Origin of the sequence: Pseudoalteromonas prydzensis, from assembly GCF_001661495.1 — a bacterium.
GTDB classification, from domain to species: domain Bacteria; phylum Pseudomonadota; class Gammaproteobacteria; order Enterobacterales; family Alteromonadaceae; genus Pseudoalteromonas; species Pseudoalteromonas prydzensis.
Genome location: NZ_BDDT01000005.1, coordinates 87,330 through 107,182, shown reverse-complemented (window position 1 = coordinate 107,182; position 19,853 = coordinate 87,330). Strand labels below are relative to the sequence as shown.

The 19,853-nt window shown below is 40.5% G+C and carries 13 protein-coding genes and 3 pseudogenes; 10 read left to right on the top strand and 6 right to left on the bottom strand.

The features are described from left to right. The first annotated feature begins 9 nt into the window (after positions 1 to 9). The 10 genes and pseudogenes from tnpA (at position 10) to A7968_RS11315 (ending at position 9,629) form a co-directional block, all read left to right on the top strand. Positions 10 to 306, top strand: a complete 297-nt coding sequence (tnpA, locus tag A7968_RS11360; RefSeq protein ID WP_064666698.1) for an IS66 family insertion sequence element accessory protein TnpA — start codon at positions 10 to 12, stop codon at positions 304 to 306. Continuing rightward, positions 306 to 692, top strand: a pseudogene (gene tnpB, locus A7968_RS23805) (IS66 family insertion sequence element accessory protein TnpB). Before tnpA ends, tnpB begins: the two are co-directional and overlap by 1 nt. 95 nt (positions 693 to 787) lie before the next feature. Further along, the gene (locus tag A7968_RS23575; protein ID WP_064666697.1) at positions 788 to 1,093 is read left to right on the top strand and encodes a hypothetical protein; all 306 of its coding nucleotides are present in this window, start codon (positions 788 to 790) and stop codon (positions 1,091 to 1,093) included. Positions 1,094 to 1,131: 38 nt separating this feature from the next. Next, positions 1,132 to 1,443 (top strand): annotated as a pseudogene (locus tag A7968_RS23570) (IS66 family transposase); the annotation flags it as partial. A gap of 406 nt (positions 1,444 to 1,849) precedes the next feature. Next, a pseudogene (locus A7968_RS23170) lies at positions 1,850 to 2,197 on the top strand (integrase core domain-containing protein); the annotation flags it as partial. A gap of 301 nt (positions 2,198 to 2,498) precedes the next feature. Next, positions 2,499 to 3,746: an HlyD family secretion protein gene (locus A7968_RS11335; RefSeq protein ID WP_064666695.1), complete on the top strand. Its 1,248-nt coding sequence runs from the start codon at positions 2,499 to 2,501 to the stop codon at positions 3,744 to 3,746. 16 nt (positions 3,747 to 3,762) lie between these two features. Next, the gene (locus tag A7968_RS11330) at positions 3,763 to 4,479 is read left to right on the top strand and encodes an ABC transporter ATP-binding protein (protein WP_064666694.1); all 717 of its coding nucleotides are present in this window, start codon (positions 3,763 to 3,765) and stop codon (positions 4,477 to 4,479) included. Beyond that, entirely contained in the window at positions 4,469 to 6,895 is a 2,427-nt protein-coding gene (locus tag A7968_RS11325) for an ABC transporter permease (RefSeq protein ID WP_064666693.1), read from the top strand. The genes A7968_RS11330 and A7968_RS11325 overlap by 11 nt, the downstream gene beginning before the upstream one ends. Positions 6,896 to 6,951: 56 nt before the next feature. Further along, on the top strand, positions 6,952 to 8,343 hold the full coding sequence (locus tag A7968_RS11320) for a sigma-54-dependent transcriptional regulator (protein WP_064666692.1): 1,392 nt from the start codon (positions 6,952 to 6,954) through the stop codon (positions 8,341 to 8,343). Then, entirely contained in the window at positions 8,340 to 9,629 is a 1,290-nt protein-coding gene (locus A7968_RS11315) for a sensor histidine kinase (RefSeq protein ID WP_064666691.1), read from the top strand. Before A7968_RS11320 ends, A7968_RS11315 begins: the two co-directional genes overlap by 4 nt. Positions 9,630 to 9,776: 147 nt before the next feature. Here A7968_RS11315 and A7968_RS11310 read toward each other — a convergent pair whose 3' ends face one another. From A7968_RS11310 to A7968_RS11285, 6 genes are all read right to left on the bottom strand, one after another. Next, positions 9,777 to 10,703, bottom strand: a complete 927-nt coding sequence (locus A7968_RS11310) for a JmjC domain-containing protein (protein ID WP_064666690.1) — start codon at positions 10,701 to 10,703, stop codon at positions 9,777 to 9,779. Positions 10,704 to 10,836: 133 nt separating this feature from the next. Further along, on the bottom strand, positions 10,837 to 11,715 hold the full coding sequence (locus A7968_RS11305; RefSeq protein ID WP_064666689.1) for a cupin-like domain-containing protein: 879 nt from the start codon (positions 11,713 to 11,715) through the stop codon (positions 10,837 to 10,839). A 182-nt stretch (positions 11,716 to 11,897) separates the two neighbouring features. Continuing rightward, a complete protein-coding gene (locus tag A7968_RS11300) occupies positions 11,898 to 12,617 on the bottom strand; it encodes a hypothetical protein (protein ID WP_064666688.1) in 720 nt (239 codons plus the stop codon). Positions 12,618 to 12,826: 209 nt separating this feature from the next. Then, a complete protein-coding gene (locus A7968_RS11295) occupies positions 12,827 to 14,461 on the bottom strand; it encodes a cyclic peptide export ABC transporter (RefSeq protein WP_064666687.1) in 1,635 nt (544 codons plus the stop codon). A 47-nt stretch (positions 14,462 to 14,508) separates the two neighbouring features. Next, entirely contained in the window at positions 14,509 to 18,717 is a 4,209-nt protein-coding gene (locus A7968_RS11290) for a non-ribosomal peptide synthetase (protein WP_064666686.1), read from the bottom strand. A gap of 63 nt (positions 18,718 to 18,780) precedes the next feature. Further along, positions 18,781 to 19,731: a hypothetical protein gene (locus A7968_RS11285; protein WP_157586731.1), complete on the bottom strand. Its 951-nt coding sequence runs from the start codon at positions 19,729 to 19,731 to the stop codon at positions 18,781 to 18,783. Between the last annotated feature and the right edge of the window lie 122 nt (positions 19,732 to 19,853).

Below are 19,853 nucleotides of genomic sequence, written 5' to 3'. Positions count from 1 at the left end.
GAGATAGCCATGAGAAAAACACGCAGCCTTGAACAATGGCGCAGTATTATTGAAGAACAACAAGCCAGCGATTTAACTATCACTGACTATTGCCAGCAACATGCTTTATCAAAAACAAGCTTCTATGCCGCACGAAGTAAGCTTAATGAATCATCAGGCAGCTTTGTTCGCGCTAAAGTAGCTAAACACGTTGACGTCACCGAACACCAACTGTCGATTACCCTCGAAATCGGAAAAGTAAACGTCAGTTTGCCTCCCACAACGCCTGCATCTTATCTAGGCCAATTACTACGCGAGTTTGCCTGATGAAAATGTTTGTTGAACCAAAGTGTATTTACTTACACCGCGATGCTGTGGATTTTCGAAAATCCATTGATGGTCTGGTCGCAATCGTTGAGGGTGAGCTTGAACGTGATGCCTATACTGGCGCTTTATTTTGCAACAAAGCGAAGGATAAACTCAAGCTGGTTTACTGGGATAAAACGGGCTTTGCTGTGACTGCCATGGATGGCTGGCAGTAGAACAACGCAGGAGCAGTTGTCGAGTACAAACGGTTAGAAAAACAAAAGTTCAAATGGCCAAACAAAGTCAGCCTGCAAGAATTTGAGCTCAGTCCAGAGCAATTGGATTGGTTGTTGTCGGGATATTATGTGCTTGGTCATAAAGAATTGCAGTATCAATCGATGATCTAATCGATCATATTGGCAGTAAATGATCGTTGCCACACAGTCTGTTTTATCTTTGCGTCAAGCAAGAAAACACCGTCAAATTCTGTTAAATTGCGAACATGAAAATTGATGCACACTCACTTCCTGACGACCCAGAAAAACTCAAGCGCATGTTGCTTGAGTTGCAACAGCATATAGATGAAAAGTTAGCTGAAAAAGACGCGAAAATTCACGAATTGCTACAAGCTTATAACGCGAAACCAGCCAAAGAGTACGCTAAGAAATCTGAAAAGATGCCGGGTGCAGGCGAAGTATTCAATGAAGCAGAAGATATTCTCGATGAACATGATAAAGCGCTATTGGCCACATCGGCCTCAGTAAAGAAAGAAAAAGCCAAACCAATCGTTGATGAATTGTATCAATAGTTACTCAAGCATAAAGATAAATCCCACCAAAAATGGCGTTAAGTGAAGCAATTACCTATGCGATAAATCAGTTTGAGAAACTCAGGCGTTACCTTGATGATGGCAGGCTCAGTATTGAAAATAACCGTGCAGAGCGAGCTATAAAACCGTTCGTAATAGGACGAAAAAACTGGTTGTTCTCAAATACCTGCAATGGTGCACATGCCAGCGCCATACTCTATAGTCTTGTTGAAACTGCAAAGGCAAATGACCTTGTGGTGCATGACTATATCTCTACTTGCTTACAGCGTCTTGCTGAGCAGCCAGATAACCTTGAGCCACTGCTACCTTGGAACATTAAGCAAAGCTAGGTGTCGTTAGCTACACGCTTACGTTTAATGAATTATACTCTGGCGGTTCATCAAAGCAGGACATATTGAACGTAACCTATTCTGTGCAACAAGCGAAGGCGTACCACAGGGTGGTGTTATTTCTCCGTTATTGTCAAATATCATGCTCAACGAATGTGATCAGTATTTGGATAAATGCTACTTGAGCAAGAAAGCACGTAAAGATCGCTGTACTGGAGTCGTACAATCCAAGATAAGCGTACCATTGTACTAGAGGAAAATAGACAATGGAAACCTAGGGTTGCTTATTGTCGTTATGCCGATGACTTTGTGTTAATTGTCAAAGGTAACAAACAACAAGTAGAAGCCATTCGTGATCAGTGTCGAAATTTTCTTGAAGGTAAACTTAAACTCACACTTAATATGGAGAAAACCAGAGAAGGGATTGGTGTTTCATTCTGACAGAGGGTCTCAATATACGAGTAAGCGATACCGTAACATGTTGAAGCAGTTTGGTATGCGAGCAAGCATGGGTGATGTGGGAGCTTGTTGGGATAACGCTGTTGTTGAAAAGTTCTTTGGTAGCTTGAAACATGATTGGTTGCTAAAAGTGGCTCAACCAACTCGTGAACATATGAAAAATGATGTTGCTGAATATATGAAGTATTACAATCAGGAAAGGCTGCACTCCGCTAATAACGATCAGTCACCAGTAGAGTATGAGAATTCTTTAAAAAAGTGTCCGGCTGGAGTTGACCAGAACAATAGAGTCTGATTTGATTTACCAAACCCTTACTACCAAATTGATAAACGAGCATTGCAATCAGCAATCATTGCTGAAGCTGATGCCACAACTACCAACCGTTCGAGCAAAAGATTATACAACACAAGAGAACATAGTATTTTGGTCCGCAGCAGGTATGTTTTTTCGGAATCACAAATAAAAAATTTACGATTTCGGGAATTATACATGCAACAATAACCTAAAAACAGTTTTATACATTAAATTCAATAGGTTAAAACTTGGCTTGTTTATTGCTAAACCATGCTAAGTATTTTATAAAAAGAGAATTTACATGGACATAAAGCGTGGCACATCAAGTAAAAAGACGATAAATCACCGCTATCTGTTAGCTGCCGTTTTAATTTTCTTAGTGATCTGGATAATATTCAAATTTCAATCGAGCCAAAATCACAAAGTGGATTCGTCATCGCTTACTATTGCCGAGGTAAAGAGAGGCAATTTACCTTTAGAAGTCAAGGGGTTTGGCGTGTTGGAATCTGAACGAAAACGCTTAATTACGGTGCCCTTTTCAGCTGTAGTGGAAGAAATTCTGTTGAAGCCTGGCGCAACAGTACAATCGGATAGTGTTATTTTACGCATGTCTAATCCGGAAATAGATCAGGCTGTATTACAGGCGCAGCAGATCAGAAATAGCGCGCAGGTCGCATTAAAACAGCTGCAACTTGAACACCAAAAAGAGAATATGCTAAACCAAAATAAATTAGCCGATATACAATTTGATGCTCAAGAGGCTAAAACAAAGTACCTGGCTTTAAAGCCTCTGGCGGAGCAAGGAGTCGTTTCACAATTTGATTTATTAACGAGTGAAATTAAAGTCAAAAAGCTCGAAAGCAGTTTGAAATTCACCCAAAAGAGTATCACCCAGCTCGCTGAGCTCCATCGGCAAGCAGAACAAATACTGCTAGGAAAATTAGAAGAAAAACAAAGCTTATTAGCTTTGGCAATCGATAGACAGCAGCAGCTAGAAGTTAAAGCAGGTATCGAGGGAGTGCTGCAAAATTTACCCGTTGAACTCGGGCAAAACATGCAAAGTGGTGAAAAGCTGGCTTTGGTTGGGGGCACTAAAAAATTGCTCGCTGTTGTACAAATTCCACAACGAGACATCAAAGGAATGAAGGTCGGTATGCCGGCTAATGTCGATACGCGTGGCGGGGTCGCTAAGGCTACCGTGCGAAGAATTGAGCCCGTAGTAAAAGGGGGGAATATTGAAGTCGAGCTGGAACTAATTGGCCAATTACCCGAAAATGCCCGCCCTGCCCTTAATATTGAAGCACAAATAAATTTGGGGGAGCTAAATGATATTCTTTATCTCCAGACACCGGTGAACAGCGAAGAATATTCCCAGAAAAAAGTCTTTCGATTATTCAAAGACAACATCGCCACCGCAACCCAACTCAACTTTGGCGCTCGTAGCGGCAAATACATCGAAATTAAATCGGGTGGCAATGAAAAAGAATCTTTCATTCTCAATGATATGCAAAAATATATTGCACAAGGCACGGTCACTCTAACAAACTAGAGCAAAAGGAAAAAACATGAATAATAATATTTGTTTGCAATTGAAAGGAATTACCAAAGTTTACATTACCGAAGAATTAGAAACTCATGCGCTAAGAGGAACTGATTTAACGATTCATCAAGGTGAGTTTGTTTCAATTTCTGGCCCTTCAGGATGTGGTAAATCTTCACTGTTGGCTATTTTGGGCTTACTTGATACCGCGACTTCCGGTTCATATCATATTGAAGGAAATGATGTCAGCCGACTAAACATAGATGAAAGAGCCATGGTGCGAAATGAACGGATTGGTTTTGTATTTCAATCGTTTAACTTGATCGATGAGCTCAGTGTTTATGAAAATGTCGCTTTGCCGCTGCGCTATAGAGAACCAGAGCCTTCAGAAAGTGAGATTGATATAGCGGTTGGCGAAGCATTGGCGAAAGTGGATATGATTCATCGCCAATCCCATAAACCGAATCAACTCTCTGGTGGTCAACAACAACGTATTGCGATTGCAAGAGCACTGGTAGGAAATCCGGCAATTTTATTGGTAGACGAGCCGACCGGTAACCTGGACTCCAAAAATGGTGATGCTGTAATGAACCTGTTAAAAACGCTCAATAAGCAAGGTTCAACTATATGTATGGTTACCCATGATGCAAGATATGCATCAATCGCCAGTAAACATATGCATCTTTTGGATGGCGAAATTATCACCGAACCCACATTAATGGAGGCCATTAATGAAGCTTAAAAAGGAAATTATTCATGCGGCTGTTGGCCTTAAAAACAACATTGGTTTTACCTTTACCTTTGTTTTTACTTTAACCCTAACATTAAGCCTATTGATTGCAGCTTTTAATCTAAATAATGTGATCTTACTTAAAGCCTTGCCCTATAAAAATGCAGAGAATTTATTCTTACTTAAACAAAAGACCACCCGAAATGGCGAAGAAAGGATTGGTTCGCAAATTATAAATGTGCAATTTGAGTCTTATAAGAAACAAGCGGAAATCGCAACATCAGCAATCACCTATATTGATCGGGGCATTCTTACTAGTCAAAAAAGTGAGCCTAGGCTCAATACCTTATATACCAGCTATGAGTGGTTCGATCTGCTGTCGGTACCTATGCTGATAGGAAAAGGGTTCTCACCGGCGAAAGATTTAAAAGATACCCGAGCAGAAGCCGTTATCAGCTATGACACTTGGCAAACTTACTTTATGGGGCAGCAAGATATTATCGGTCAGGACATTAAATTTGACGATAATTTCTACACCATTGTCGGTGTTGTCGACAACAAGTTCGTTGAACCTTCTCCCTTTTACAATAAAGTGCCGAATGACATCTATCTGCCAATCAGCAAAAGCGCGGCATATCAAAGTATCATTGATGGCCAAGGTGATACCAATACCAGTAATTTATTCAGCTTGATAAAAGTTGCTGATAATACCCAACTTTTACAGGTTCAAAGTCAGTTTAGCCGCGTGTTTCAAGACACTTTGGCATCAACTTATAACAACCAAGCCGATAGCAACATTGAAATAGCAGCGTCTTTGTTCAGTCTTGAAGATGAAATCAAAGGAGACAGTTATCACATTACCTTAATGATTTTCGCTGGAGCTGTCGCATTATTATTTATTGCACTGGTGAATATTATCAACTTGTATTTTTCACATGTCGCCAAAAAACGACATACTTTGGCGATTTGTGCCAGTGTTGGTGCCAGTCGCAAAGCCCTTTTTAAAAAGCTTTTTATTGAAAGCGCCCTACTCACCCTAACTTCAACCTTCTATGCGCTATTACTCGCAACTGGACTACTCAATCTCACACAGAAAGTTGCACAAACAGCCTTACCTCGTGTACAAGAGCTCGGGATAGATGCTACCTCGATAATTTTCAGCTTGTTCATTGCGCTGCTGCTTGCGGCCATTTTAGCTGTTTTAGGCAATAGGTTAATTAACTATAAGATGTTAATCGAACACCTGAATTCCAGCGGTAAGGGGACGAGTATACAAGTGTCAAAAAATGTCAGAAACATACTGACAACCTCGCAAACCGCACTAACAACGCTGCTGTTATTAGCAACTGCGGTGGTGATAAGTACCACGATTCAATTTACCAATAAGCCGCTGGGATTTAATACTGAACACACCATTAGTTTTTCAATTGATGCCAGTACCAGCTACCCTGAACAAGCACAAAAAATCAATTTAATGCATCGTCTCAGGGAACATTTCAACCAGTTACCTCAAATAAAATCAGCATCAACCTCGTTGGTTTCCCCCTTTCGTGTCGGTGATTATCAAACGCAGATTTATGACAAGCATCGTCAACTAGCTGGCACGTTTGGTATGAATGCTATCGATGAAAATTACTTCAGCCTTTTTGAACACCCACTATTACATGGACGGAGCTTCAGCGAGCAAGAAATAATCGACGATGCCAAGGTCGTCATGGTCAGTAAAGGGCTAGCAACACGCTTATTTGGTAAAACCGATGTTGTGGGCGAATTCGTTTATAATAAATCCGGACTTGCAGCAAAAATTATTGGTGTCGTAGCAGATCATTTTAATGGCTCTGCAGCTACACAATTCGATGGCGCTTATATCTACCAGCCATGGAGCCGGCACTTTAAGGGCATTAATCTCAAACTCGAGTCAAACTCTAATATCAGCAAAATTGCCGTTATTGAGCAAGTACGGCAACTTGGCCCCGATATTCGTATTTTAGATTATCAAGAACTAACACAAACCGCAGACAAGGCTTTATATCAGTATAAATTAGCTGAGTGGCTGGCGGCCGCATTTGGCGTATTTGCCTTATTGTTAGCGAGTACGGGTGTGTACGGGGTTTTGAACTATTCAACGCAAATGAGGCGATTTGAGCTGGGTGTGCGTCTTGCATTAGGTGCCAAACAAAACACACTGATTAACATGGTACTCAAAGAAGCTTTTACGCCCTTGTTTTCAGGGCTTATCTGCAGCCTGTTACTAGGCACTCTATTATACTTCTACTTGAATGATAAAATTCAATTATTAGCCCAGCCTAATTGGTTGCATATCTTTGTAGCCATACTTTTGTTAGTGGTATCATCATACATCGCCTGTGTATTACCAGTAAGAAAAATAATAACGAGTGATCCGACAAAAGCACTCCGAAACGAGTAATTTTGATGAAAACTGCTGTATCCTGTCGGGTCGGGATACAGCCAAAGACTTAAAAAATGAATAAAATACAAAAAGTTCTTATTATCGATGATAAAGCTGATATCCGTCTTAGTACCAAATACCTGCTATCTAAGCATAACTTTCAAGTATTAGAAGCTGATTCACCTGAGCTCGGGCTGGCCATCATACACAGTGAAAACATCGACCTTGTTTTACTTGATATGAACTTCACCAGAGACACAACGTCTGGCGAAGAAGGGATCGATTGCCTTAAAAAAATAAAAGCCATTAATGCCGATATTGCCGTGGTGGCAATAACTGCATGGTCATTTGTGGATTTGGTTGTCAAAGCGCTCAAAAACGGGGCAACTGATTTTATAGAAAAGCCTTGGGACAATCAGCGGTTGCTACAAATCGTCCAACAAGCATTAAAATTGGAAGGGTTAGAAAAGCAAAACCGTCTCTTAAAGCAGCAAATTGATGACTTTCAACATACGCCGCAGCTCATCGCGTATTCTGCATCAATGAAACTATTTAAAGCACAGTTAGACGAAGTGACGGACACCCCCGTGACTATTTTACTGACCGGAGAAAATGGCACCGGCAAGAGTACCATTGCACGGTATATACATCAGAATTCATTATTGAAAAATAACCCACTCATTAGTGTCAATATGGGAGCGATCGCAGAGAATTTGTTTGAAAGTGAAATGTTTGGTCATACCAAAGGCGCTTTTACTAATGCTTATAAAGAGCGTATCGGCCGTTTTGAGATGGCGGATAGCGGGACACTTTTTCTGGATGAAATTGCTAATATTCCGCTTAGCCAACAGGCAAAATTACTGCGTGTTCTAGAAACCGGTGAATTTGAAATGGTGGGTTCCAGTAAAACCAAACGCGCAAATGTCAGATTAATCAGCGCAACCAATGCAGATTTCAACACACTGATTGCCAATAACGATTTTCGCCAAGATCTATATTTCAGATTAAATACCGTTGAATTACATGTACCCAGCCTCAAAGACAGGAAAGAAGATATTCCCTATCTGGCTCAACATTTTTTCAATCATGCCTGTCGCAAGTACCACAAACCCGGTCGAGAATTATCAAGCAATGCGCTAGACAAACTGCAACAGCATTCATTTCCTGGTAATTTGCGAGAATTAAGCCACATTATAGAGCGCGCACTGTTACTTAATCGCGACGATTGTATTACCGCCGATCATCTCAACTTAAATGATGAAGCCAAAAGTAAAATTTCATCACCCGATCAACTGCCGTTAATGACCATTGCACAGGCAGAACGCAAGCTATTAACCATGGCGCTTACGAAAGCCCAAGGGCAAAGCCACGAAGCAGCCAACCTGTTAGGCATCAGCAAAAGTTCAATTTATCGTCGTATGGAAAAGTATAATATTGTTGCCAAGCATTTTTTGGAAAATAAATGAGAACTCACAGCCAGGAGCGAGCCTTTACCCTGCTGATGCTATTTGTGCACGGTCTCATTCTGCTGCTAATTTCCGGTAATATATGGCTGTTAAGCCACTCTGTATTACTGGTGCTTTCAGTCATTTCAGTATTGGTACCAATACAGGTATTAATGACATTCAAAATTCAAAAAGCGCTACTCACGCCTTACCATCAGATCCTGACCGCTCTCGATGCCATTAAAGAAAATGATTATTCGGTTAAAAGCATTAGCCCCTACTCGCTCGGTATTTCTGGAAAGGTTTTTAAAGAAATAGAAGACTTATCGCAAACCTTGAGAAAAAAAAGCCTGCTCTATAAAAAACAAAACTTACTGTCTTTTGCGCTTATTCAGCAACTAGATAGCCCCATAGTAATACTCGATGGAGACATGCGCATCAAAGATGGTAACAATGCACTTTCGCTGTGGTTAGGTAAAGAATGGTCATTAATTAATTTAATGCCAGCTTCACATCTACAGCTATTGAAAACCGAGCAAGGCTGGAAGTTCAATGCAACCGAGCTGAACAACAACTATAGCATTCGCTCGGGTCGTTACCATGATGAGTTCGGAGAGCACACCTTACTGATCTTTACCGATATCAGTAAAGAACTGAGGCGAATGCAAAAAGAGTCATGGCAACAGCTGGTTAGAGTACTCAGTCATGAAATTAAAAACTCGTTAACGCCGATACAATCACTGGCTCAATTACTAGAAAGAGACAGTAAAGATGAAAATGACAAGGAAATCCTTAGTGTTATCGTAGACAGAAGTAAAAACCTTAATACTTTTGTGGCTCAGTACAGCAAAATATTTAAGCCACTCACCATCAATAGACAACAAATTGATTTAAAATCTTTTATTCAAACACAGCTATCACTGAATGAACCTCTATCGTTTGAGCTTAATCTTCAAGTTGCCTCTGTTGTTGCCGATCCTGTTTTGTTAGAGCAGGTTTTTATTAACCTTATTGTCAATGCCAAACAAGCAAATGACGATCAATGCCATTTAACAATTACCTCTTACCTGAGATCCAATCAGGTCGTTATTGAATTTACAGATAGTGGGACCGGCATTCAAAATCCGGAAAATCTATTTATTCCTTTTTATACCACCAAACCCGATGGGCAAGGTATTGGACTGCCGCTATGCCAAAACATAATCGAACAACACGGCGGGCAACTCACTCTTACCAATAGAGTGAACAATCAAGGCGCCATAGCGAGTATTCGATTGCCAACAACCGCCGAATTAAACCACGAGTAATAACTATCAACTTAAGTTAAAGAGCTTTCTCACCAATTTCGATATGACAATCAATACGGTTAGCCTTAAATAACCTGAACTTGGGATAATGACCATGCTATAACACTACCAAGTTTATTATCCTAAGCTCAGGTTAAATACTATCCCTTAACGATTGCTTGAATATAACTGAGCTAATTCAGCCAACCCTTGTGGCGTTGCTATGGCATTGAATAAACCACATCTGGCTTGAAATTCTTGTAGCCCATCTGTCATCAATTTGTCCGGTGTTAATGCAAGTGTCGGCTTTCGCCACTCAGCTGAATGGAATGCAGGGATATTTTCAAGCAAATACAAAAATACATCTCTCCAATTCATAAGGTTAACTTGAAGAACGATATGAATGCTACTGTCAATATTTTCAGTTCTGTGCCAATAACCACGGGGCAAAAACATAACGGAACCAGGCTCAAGATCAACCGTATCCCATTCTTTAGGCTCCGCAACAGGCTTTCCTGGCGTCCTAAATTGATGCTTAATATCTGCACGCGATTCAGCGCCAGGTCGGCCACCCAACGTAGGCCAATCGATATCTTCGTTTGGTGCTACGTGCCAGCGTTTTTTACCTTTCACCTGAACAATGAAAATTTCTTGGGAATCCCAATGCCAAGGCAAACCTGTGCCCGATGTTGATGCAAATGCATTCACTTGCGCCCGGCCCGGTATCAGGCCAAATGCTGTATCCAGAGTTTTTTTCCAACTTTGAATAACGTCACTGGCAAAGTTGTTCGTATAGATGGTGCACCCAGAATGATACAACTCCACAGCATGTTCCGGAGTAACTAATCGACTCTGTCTTTGCACACGAGTAAAATCGGCGCGAATATCTCCGATACCAGGCGCTCTCACTAAAGTATCGATACTGTTAAAATCAGGGTGTTCGATCAATTCGGCCAAGCGTTCTACAGGCCCTGTGGAACATTGAAAATTTCCAGGCCATTTATCACGCATAAATTCCTCAATAGATAAAGGATAAAGCAACGCAGATATCCGTTGCATGTCCAATTCATTCAAAGCATTATTTTGATTATTCATTTTTACTCCATTCATATATTTTTATTAATAATTAGCAAAGGGGTATGATCCATCTATTGGCGGTAAAAGCCGCTAAGCTTATTGCTCACTCGTTACTGCACAATACGTCGAATACGCCATACAAGCTGTACCGCTAACGTTTACATCCCAATAAGGGAATAACTACCGTATTTCGGCTTAGTCGTAGCATTGCACTAACCCATAACTCTCTCGTCGCCGGGTAGCGCAGACTGCCAATTTTGTGTAATGGTGAACGAAAGCATTTGGCCAGCGTAATCCCAAAGTCATTGCCGATAGGATCCACAGCGTGCCAGCAATGAGGAGAGATATAAAGTGCATCGCTTTCTTCTACTTCGACCACATACAGGCTCATTTTTTCAGCAAAATCATCTAAACTTGCTGCCTCAACGTAGTCATCTTCTGCACAAATCTTTTTAAAATCATGATAAGAACCATTGTTGCTTTCCATTAACCCTACCCTTTTGGAACCAACGATCTGACACATCAGAGTCTCGTCCATCGGATGGTTATGCCATCCGGTACTGGCATTTCGATAAATGAAAAAACGATTTTTAGGATAACCCAACGGTTTTGGAAGTTTGCTCATAAAAGGAAATGTTGCAATATCGGCATTCAACTCAGAGAATGTACCGACATCACCAAAGGTGACTCCAGGCATGCTAACGACTTCATGTTCGTTTGAATGCAAAAGGTCAATACCCTGCTCGAAGTTACACCTAATAATCCCTTGCTTCATCTTACCTTCGCCATTTACATTCACATGGGGATAAACAGCAATATTGTTCTTACCACTAATGCGCTTCAGGTAACTTGTATTCTGCCATTTCTTTGAAGCTGGCCAATGATTCACCGCTCCCTTTATTAAACATGGGCGATTATATGCAACATATTCGTTCCAAAATTCTTGATCCGACAATTCATGCGCATACAAAATAGGGACATCTTTTGGCTTTTCCTTCTTGGGTAATTTGTCTAAAACGGTAAAACTCATTTTTTAACCTCAATTTTCAACAATTGAATTTATTACGAAAAACTATTCTTATTTACATAAATAGTGCGCTTAAGGAGAGCTCCCTTTTCAGGGCGACTTCACCCTATAATCCAAATTGATATAAAGCCCTACTTGCTGTGTACAAATCATAAAAAAATCAGCCATCCATAGCCCATATTGCTCTATAATTTGATGCGCTCAATAATTGCCAATTGAAATGGTTTTAACGCAAGAATTTGTTCTGTCAATGCTCTCTCTGTTCCATCCAAAGCCTTGATGTTTTTCCGTAGGCTTTTGGCCAAAGCTTCGTTACTTTTGCCAAGAATTCGTTGACGTTCACCGAGCAATTTTTGATAGTCATATCCATTGCTCGTACCATGATCAAATTGACTCAGAATAAGTGACAACTCATGAGTAAAGACTTGCTCTAATCCATCACTAAACTTACCAATGTCACTTGCGTTAAATTGCCCATTTACAGCACTAAAATAATCATCAAGTTTAGCTAGAGTCGTGTTAGTTAATAGATCCAATGCTTTCGCATCAACAGGATGACGTCCCCTATCTGAGAGTAAAGAACTTACGCTACCAAGTAAGCGCATTTCTAAAGAGATGCGTTCGATCTTTATCATACTATTCAGGCCCGTACGCAGTTGCAGATCTAACTGCCGTACTTGCTGCTGTTGCGCAGCGGATAAGGGTTGTGCAAGTTCGTTAACTAACAAGTCCACACCATCTTTAATAGCAAAAGATTGATCTGCGTTGTAAACCCCTACAACAGACTCCGTCCATTGATATTGATATTTAGTATTTAGATCACAAAGATCTACTTCAACCGCCGCCATCGCATTTAATGATAAACATGCGAGTGCAAGCTTGTAGAAATTGTTCAATTTTTCCATTGTTATATCCCTCGTTCCATATTGTATTTCAAATGCTGCCCGCTCTTTGGGCCTTTTCCTATTTTACTTTTGTTTTTACACCCAGCAGACATCACCTAATTTCATCACGATGCTTTTTTCTGGAAGCCATCTATCAATAATTTGAGTGGCCATGCTATTGGAAATAAGAAGTAAAGCAACGACCATATTCTGCTCACATGCCAACAACGTTACACAATACTTAATATGCCTTGAGGTTGTCCCTCAATAGACTCAAGTTTTGTCACTGATCCAGTTTCAAACTTAATATTAATATCGGCCTGATGAAAATAACGATCATCATGGGTAACCGCGATAATGGTTTTCCCCTTCTCTTGCAGCCAGGGAATAATATCTTCATAAAATACTTTTCTAAAATGCGGATCTTGTTCTGCAGCCCATTCATCGAGCACAATAATCTCTCTGTTTTCTGTAATTGATGAAATTAGTGCTAAACGCTTACGCTGCCCCTGAGACAATTTCGTAGAGGAAAAACCATCTTCGGAAACATCAACTTTATTATCCAGTTCAAATCGTTTTAAAAGAGGGATAATGTGTTCATTTTCAACCACATTTCCACTAGCATCGAGCGCAGCGCCAAATAAGTAGTAATCCGAAAGTACCGTTGTAAATAATGACTTATATCTTTCGATGTTCTCATAACTAATCAACTCATCGTCAATGTATATTTGACCGGAAGTTGGATGAATTAACCCCAGCAACAGTTTTACGAATGTAGATTTACCACTACCGTTTCCGCCAGTAATGAAAAGCGTACGACCTTGGTTTATTTCCAAGTTTATGGGGTTCAATGAGAAAGGTACTTCAGTCCCCTCTTTTTCATAGGCAAATTTGACATCGACAAATCGAATAGACTTCCATTGTGGCGCCTTGTCGTATAGAAATAATTCTTCTTCCGTTTGCTCTTTTGAGATAGATAACAATTCGATTTTTTTCAATGAAACATTGGATCGTGCAAACAGTTGAGCAAGGTTTAAAACGACGGCAAAAGGTCCTGCACAATAAGTAATGATTAACACATACGACATTATCATACTGGATTGCCCAAGTAATTGGCCTGCAGTGATGATACCTCCCAATATCATTAATACCTGAATGCCGGTAAAGCTACGATTAATGTCCCAAGCATAGCGAAATTTTTGTTCAGATAAACATAATTGCTCTGCATTTTTCTTAATGACTTCTGCATAGTGATAACGTTTACGCTGTTTGTTGATTAGCAGCTGAGCAAAGCCATGCAGCATTCCTTTATAACTCTCCATGACTCCGTCTTCTGCATCTCGCATGCCTTTAGCAAAGCGACTTAAGCGACGGATCAAACTCATCGATATCAATACAACCAAGAGTATGCCACCAGAAAAAACACCGAATAGCTCAGGTGAAAGGTAGGCTAAATAAGAGAAACAGCTGATTAATAAAATAAGATTGTAGATAAATGTCGGTAATTCCGATATTGAAGTAGAAATGGTATTAACATCATTGATGAGTATGTTGTAAATCTTTTCACTACCTACTTTTTCAAACTTATCATAGTTAGTAGATAAGATTCTCCGTACAAGTGACATTCTGACTTCATAAACCGAATTCGCACTGAGACGTGATAGAAATGCAGGTGAAATAACAGATAACACGAACATACCAAGCAAAGCCAAGCCAAAATACATCCAGTTAAACGATGCGATCCCCTCCCCTCCAACACGGCCTATCATGGCAAATAAGAACACCGATATTAATGCAGTGCAACCACTGACCAGTGTAGCGAAAAGAAGTAATAATTTTTGTTTCTTTATAAAATACATGTACATAATAACTTCCAAATAGTTGAATCAAACACAAAGTGGTGTCAACTCAGTTAATCTCGAACACCTTCGGTGTCAGACAATAATAATTCCGGCTCTTGCGTTATAAATAAGGCAATCATCGAACATATTTCCTTACTTCCTGAATTCACCAGCATTGAATAGTGATCACCTTCAATAACCTTATGAATAACGTTTTCACTTGTTAAACTAGAGACTTGTTTTCTCCCAATAAAAGCTAAAGAATCACTTTCTGAAGCAACCAAATTTAGGATCTCAACATTCAGCCCTTGCAAAGGCTTGTATTCGCTAAACAGCCGAGACTGTTTTGTGAATAAGTTCGTGAGGCTATCGAAGAAAACCTGATCTCCTTGATTACTCAGATCCAGCTCTACAATCTCCTCCATTGAAAGCGTTGGATACATAATCGCTAAAGCCTCTATACGAGTTTCAGCATTTATTTCAGGTGATTGTTCCTGCGTTAATACTTGCGGTTCTAGGTTGTTTTGTTTTCTCCATTCAGACTGCTCGAAGTATGTATCCATCAATATAAGTTTTGCCTGATGGCCTCTGCGCGCTAACTCGTGAACCATTTCCAACACGATTGCACCACCGTAAGAATGTCCCGCAAGAAAATAGGGACCTTCGCTTTGCTGTTGCAAAAGATGTTCGACGTAAAAATTTGCGTTTTCACGAATACTCTCAAATGGTGCTGAATCCGGTAATAACCCACGATGATTGAACGCCCTAACATTGAACAAACCTTTCGATTGCTTCGCAATATCCAAAAATGTAGTCGCCATCGCCGCAACACCAGGAACAAAGTAAACAGTTTCAAGTCCGGTCACATCCCTACTCAATATTTCAGATATTTGATAGCTTGAGTTGGTTGTTTTAATTGCCCCTGTAATAAGTGCAGCTTGCTCACTTATCTGTTGAAACTCAAAAACACTTCTAATCAATATCGGCTCAGCCATATCAAATGTCGAGTTCAATCGAGAAGCAAGTTTAACCGCTAGCAATGAATGTCCTCCCACGTCAAAAAAGTTTGCTTGAGTACTAATGCTAGTGCCATCAATGCTTAGGAGTTCCGACCATATTGCAACTATCTGCAGCTCAATATCACTTTGTGGTGCCACATAGTTGTCCTGAAAGACCGCCATATCAGGCAGAGGTAACAACTTTTTATCTATTTTGCCATTGGTGGTTAGCGGAAACTCATCAAGTATGATGATCGCTGCAGGTATCATATATTCCGGTAATTTGCTTTTGAGCCACTGACGAAGTTCATGAATAAATTCATTTTCACTAGTCGCCATTTCTACCGGAACAACGTAGAGTCGTATTTGCTTTGCCGCTTTACAAACATCCACGATACAAGACTTAATTTGAGAATTTAGCGTTGCAACCTGCTCTATTTCACCTAACTCTATTCTAAAACCGCGTACCTTGACTTGGTCATCTATTCGGCCTTCAAACTGCAAGTTTCCAGTCGGTAAATAGCGCACTAAATCTCCAGTACGGTACATACGTGCTGTTTTATTTTTTGTGAAGGGATTTTTAACGAAACGTTGCTTTGTAAGTTCAGGCTGGTTCAAGTAACCTCTCGCCAAACCAACTCCGCCCACATAAAGCTCTGCTACCGCTCCGTATGGCGCAAGCTGTAACTTATCATCAAGTAAATAAACTTGGACATTATTGAGTGGTCTTCCAATATGTGTTTGTGTTCCGGCTACCCTACAATAGGTGGTGTTTACTGTGCATTCGGTCGGTCCATAGACATTCCAAGCTCTACACCCATTAACCTGCCAAGCTCTTAACCTGGTCCATAACTCTTCGCTTATAGCTTCCCCACCGATGACAAGATTAGGTAACGCATCCGCAATGCCTGCATTAAACCACAACTCCAGCAATGAAGGCGTACAATCCATCACACCTATATTATTCTGTGTTATCCAGTTAGCAACTTCTTCGGGATTTAGTTTTATCGCGCTGGGCAGTAGCACGACCATACGACCGTATAAAACTTGCAATACGGCCTGTAGTGATGCATCAAAAGCAAAACTAGCACACCATCCCCAGGCTTTATCTTTATCCATTGCAGGTTCAAACAAATTCCAAGCTTGCATTTCCTCAGCTAAATTTTGTAATCCCTTATGTTCGATCATCACCCCTTTAGGTTGCCCTGTGGAGCCCGAGGTATATATAACATAGGCAAGATTAGTATTATTTTGTGAGCCAATACGCCCAAGATTCAATGTTGGGTATAATTTAAGGCGTTTTAAATTAGACATTGACTTGAGGTCAATGACTTGGATGCTATTTGGTAAATTCACCCCGTCAAGAACTCCAGACTGGGTCAATACTTGCGTAATACCCGTATCCTCCAGAATGTACCTCAGTCGCGCTGGTGGATTTTTTGAATCGAGAGCCACATAGGCTCCCCCGGCTTTTAGTATGCCTAAAATGCTTATCAACATTTCTGGGCATTGTTCAAAACACACACCCACTAAAGTATCGGTCTGAACACCTTGCTCCCTAAGGTAATGGGCCAATTGATTCGAGGCCTCATTTAAAGCTTGATAGGAAAGCTGTACATCACCAACTACCACGGCTATTTTTTCTGGCGAGCGTTCGGCTTGTTCCTCGAACAATTCTTGCAATAGTTTCTCGCCTTTATACTCATTTGCAGTCGTGTTGTTTAGCTTATGTATCAAAAACTCTCGCTCTGTATCAGTAAGCATTGATAAATCACTAATTGCCGCATCCGGTGCTGCTATTACATTAGACATCAAACGTTGCAAATGTATATTCATAGTTTCGATAGTCTCGCGCAGAAAGAGCCCTTTATCATAAATCCAGGAGAAATAGATTCCATCAGATGTCACTTGAACATTAATCTGCAAATCAAATTTCGCGACCACTTCACCCCTATCAATAGACGAAATATGTAACCCAGATATTGCTCGTATATCTTTCTCGTTGGTATCCATGCTCAACATGATCTGAAACAGTGGGTTATGCTGGCTGCTACGTACTACATTCAAATTACCAACCAACTGCTCAAAGGGTACATCCTGATGGGTCTGCGCAGCCAAATTAACGCTTTTGATATGCTTTAGATAATCATCAAAAGTAACGCAGTTTTCAGTGTTAGTCCGCAAAACAATAGTGTTAGAAAAGTAACCGATTAACGGCTCCAATTCAGTTAGAGTGCGGTTTGCGACTGGAGTCCCCAATAAAATATCAGCACTGTTGCTATGACGAGACAAAACAAGGCTTAAAACAGCATGCACAAGCATAAAAGGTGTAGCGCCTTTTTCTCGCCCTATCGCCATCAACTGCACCGCTTGTTCCGCCGACATCTGACCTTTAACTTCTCTACCTTGTTGAGAAGGTTCTGCCGCCCTTTTAAAATCTAAGGGTAAGCTATGCATGATAGGTGCTTCGCATAGCTGCTTCATCCAGTAGTCCAATTGCTTTTTATATTCGTCACTTTGCAAATATTTATTCTGCCAAAGGGCAAAATCTGCGTATTGAATAGGAAGATCAGGCAGTGAGCTATCCAGGTCAGCCTCAAATGACTGGTAAAAATGCATAAACTCTTTGATCAGCACCCCCATGGACCAACCATCGAAAGCAATATGGTGCACATTAAGTAACAGCACGCTTTGAAATGAGCCAAGAAACAACCAGCTGGCACGAAAGATCACATCTTTATTAAGGATAAAATCTTGATTCGCATCTTCCTGAATTATGCGATTAACTTCATCTTGTTGTTTCTTTCCTTCCAGATGGCGCAGATCTACTTGCCTAAATGGACACACAACGTTTTCTTCAATACATTGAACTACACCATCATCCGTTTCTTGGTAAATAGTTCGCAGGATTTCATGACGATCCACTATCGCCTGCAATGCCTGCTCTGCAACTGCAACGTTGAACTTTCCTTCAACCTTAAAGGCCATCGGTGTATTGTAGTTCACTGATCCTCCTTGAAGCTTGTCAATAAACCACATCCGGTGCTGAGGGAAAGACAAAGGAATAAGATCCTTATCTTGTCTTTCTGTACGAACAATTCTTGATGCTCTCGACTTAGTTCTCTTTAGGTGTTCGATAAGCTCATTTTTATGGCTTTTAATAACTTCCAGAAGACTTGGTGGTACCGCTCCTTTCGGAGCGCTCAATGATAATTCGCCATTTTCTAACGATAACTTAACACGAGCAAGCGACAACTTTTTGAACAATTCAAATAGAGTCATAACGATAAATTTTCCCAAACTATTTTTATGTGATAGTAATGTTCAACATCATCATCATCTTAATTATGCAAATGCGGCCACAACTTGTCGACCACCAGAACCGGGCGTCCAATTAGCTGTTGAATGCGTCCAAGTTAAGTTGTTCTGGATGATCAAATCACCGCTCACGAGCTTGCGGGTAATCTTTGATTTAAACAGTCCATTAAACATCACTCCCGATGACCAAACCCTTCGCCCTGTCGCATTGTCCATTTTTTCAAGCGGTAACTCCGTCTCAGGTTCTTTTAACAAACCACTATTCTTCAGAAATTGTAAATATTCTTGCGCTGAGTCATGGTCACAGCTAGCAACAGAGTCCCAATAAACCCTGACGTCCTTCCTTAAAATTTGCGAGTACTTAAGTTTCGGCTTTGTTAGCACCTCATAAAGTTCAAACCCTAGATTTTTTGTATCTATTTTTCTCAATATTTCGTCTTCGTCGCACAATATATCGACATTAGCGTCAACCTTGAATAACAGCTTCGCTCGAGCAATCTCGTTTTGCGTCAATGGTCTAGTACCAATTTTTATTCTTGGCGCCACCTCCCGTAAACATTGCCAAGCACTGCCATCTTGATCAATGTTCATTAAAACGGATTCACCGCCATCGGTGCTATTCTCATAGCTATACAATGATGCAATTTGCATATTGGTGGTGCTATTTCCCTCTGAATGCGGGGGTATAAATTCATAATCAGAACGTTTATTTACGCTCATAAAATATTGGCCTACATTCTCTCTAAAGCCATTAATTGATGCAAAGGCTGCCTGTAACTCCAAGGATTCTTTCAAACCGAGCTCTTCTGCAATACTCAGGATAATTCTATCTGCATCCGCAGGCTTAACATTTTCAACTAGCACTACATTGTCTTGCTTTAAGGATTTCAATGCGAAATCTAAATTGAACTTTTCAACATCGATAATTGATAATTTGCTGGAATCCTCTGGAATAATGCAATTAGCTGCTGTTTGCATACTGTGTGCGACAGTGTTCTGGTATCCAGTGTTAACTACACTCGTACTCATTTAATATGTTCCCTATTGTTTTATCACCAATTTATTACAACTCTGTTAGAGGTTGCTATACCTATTCCATA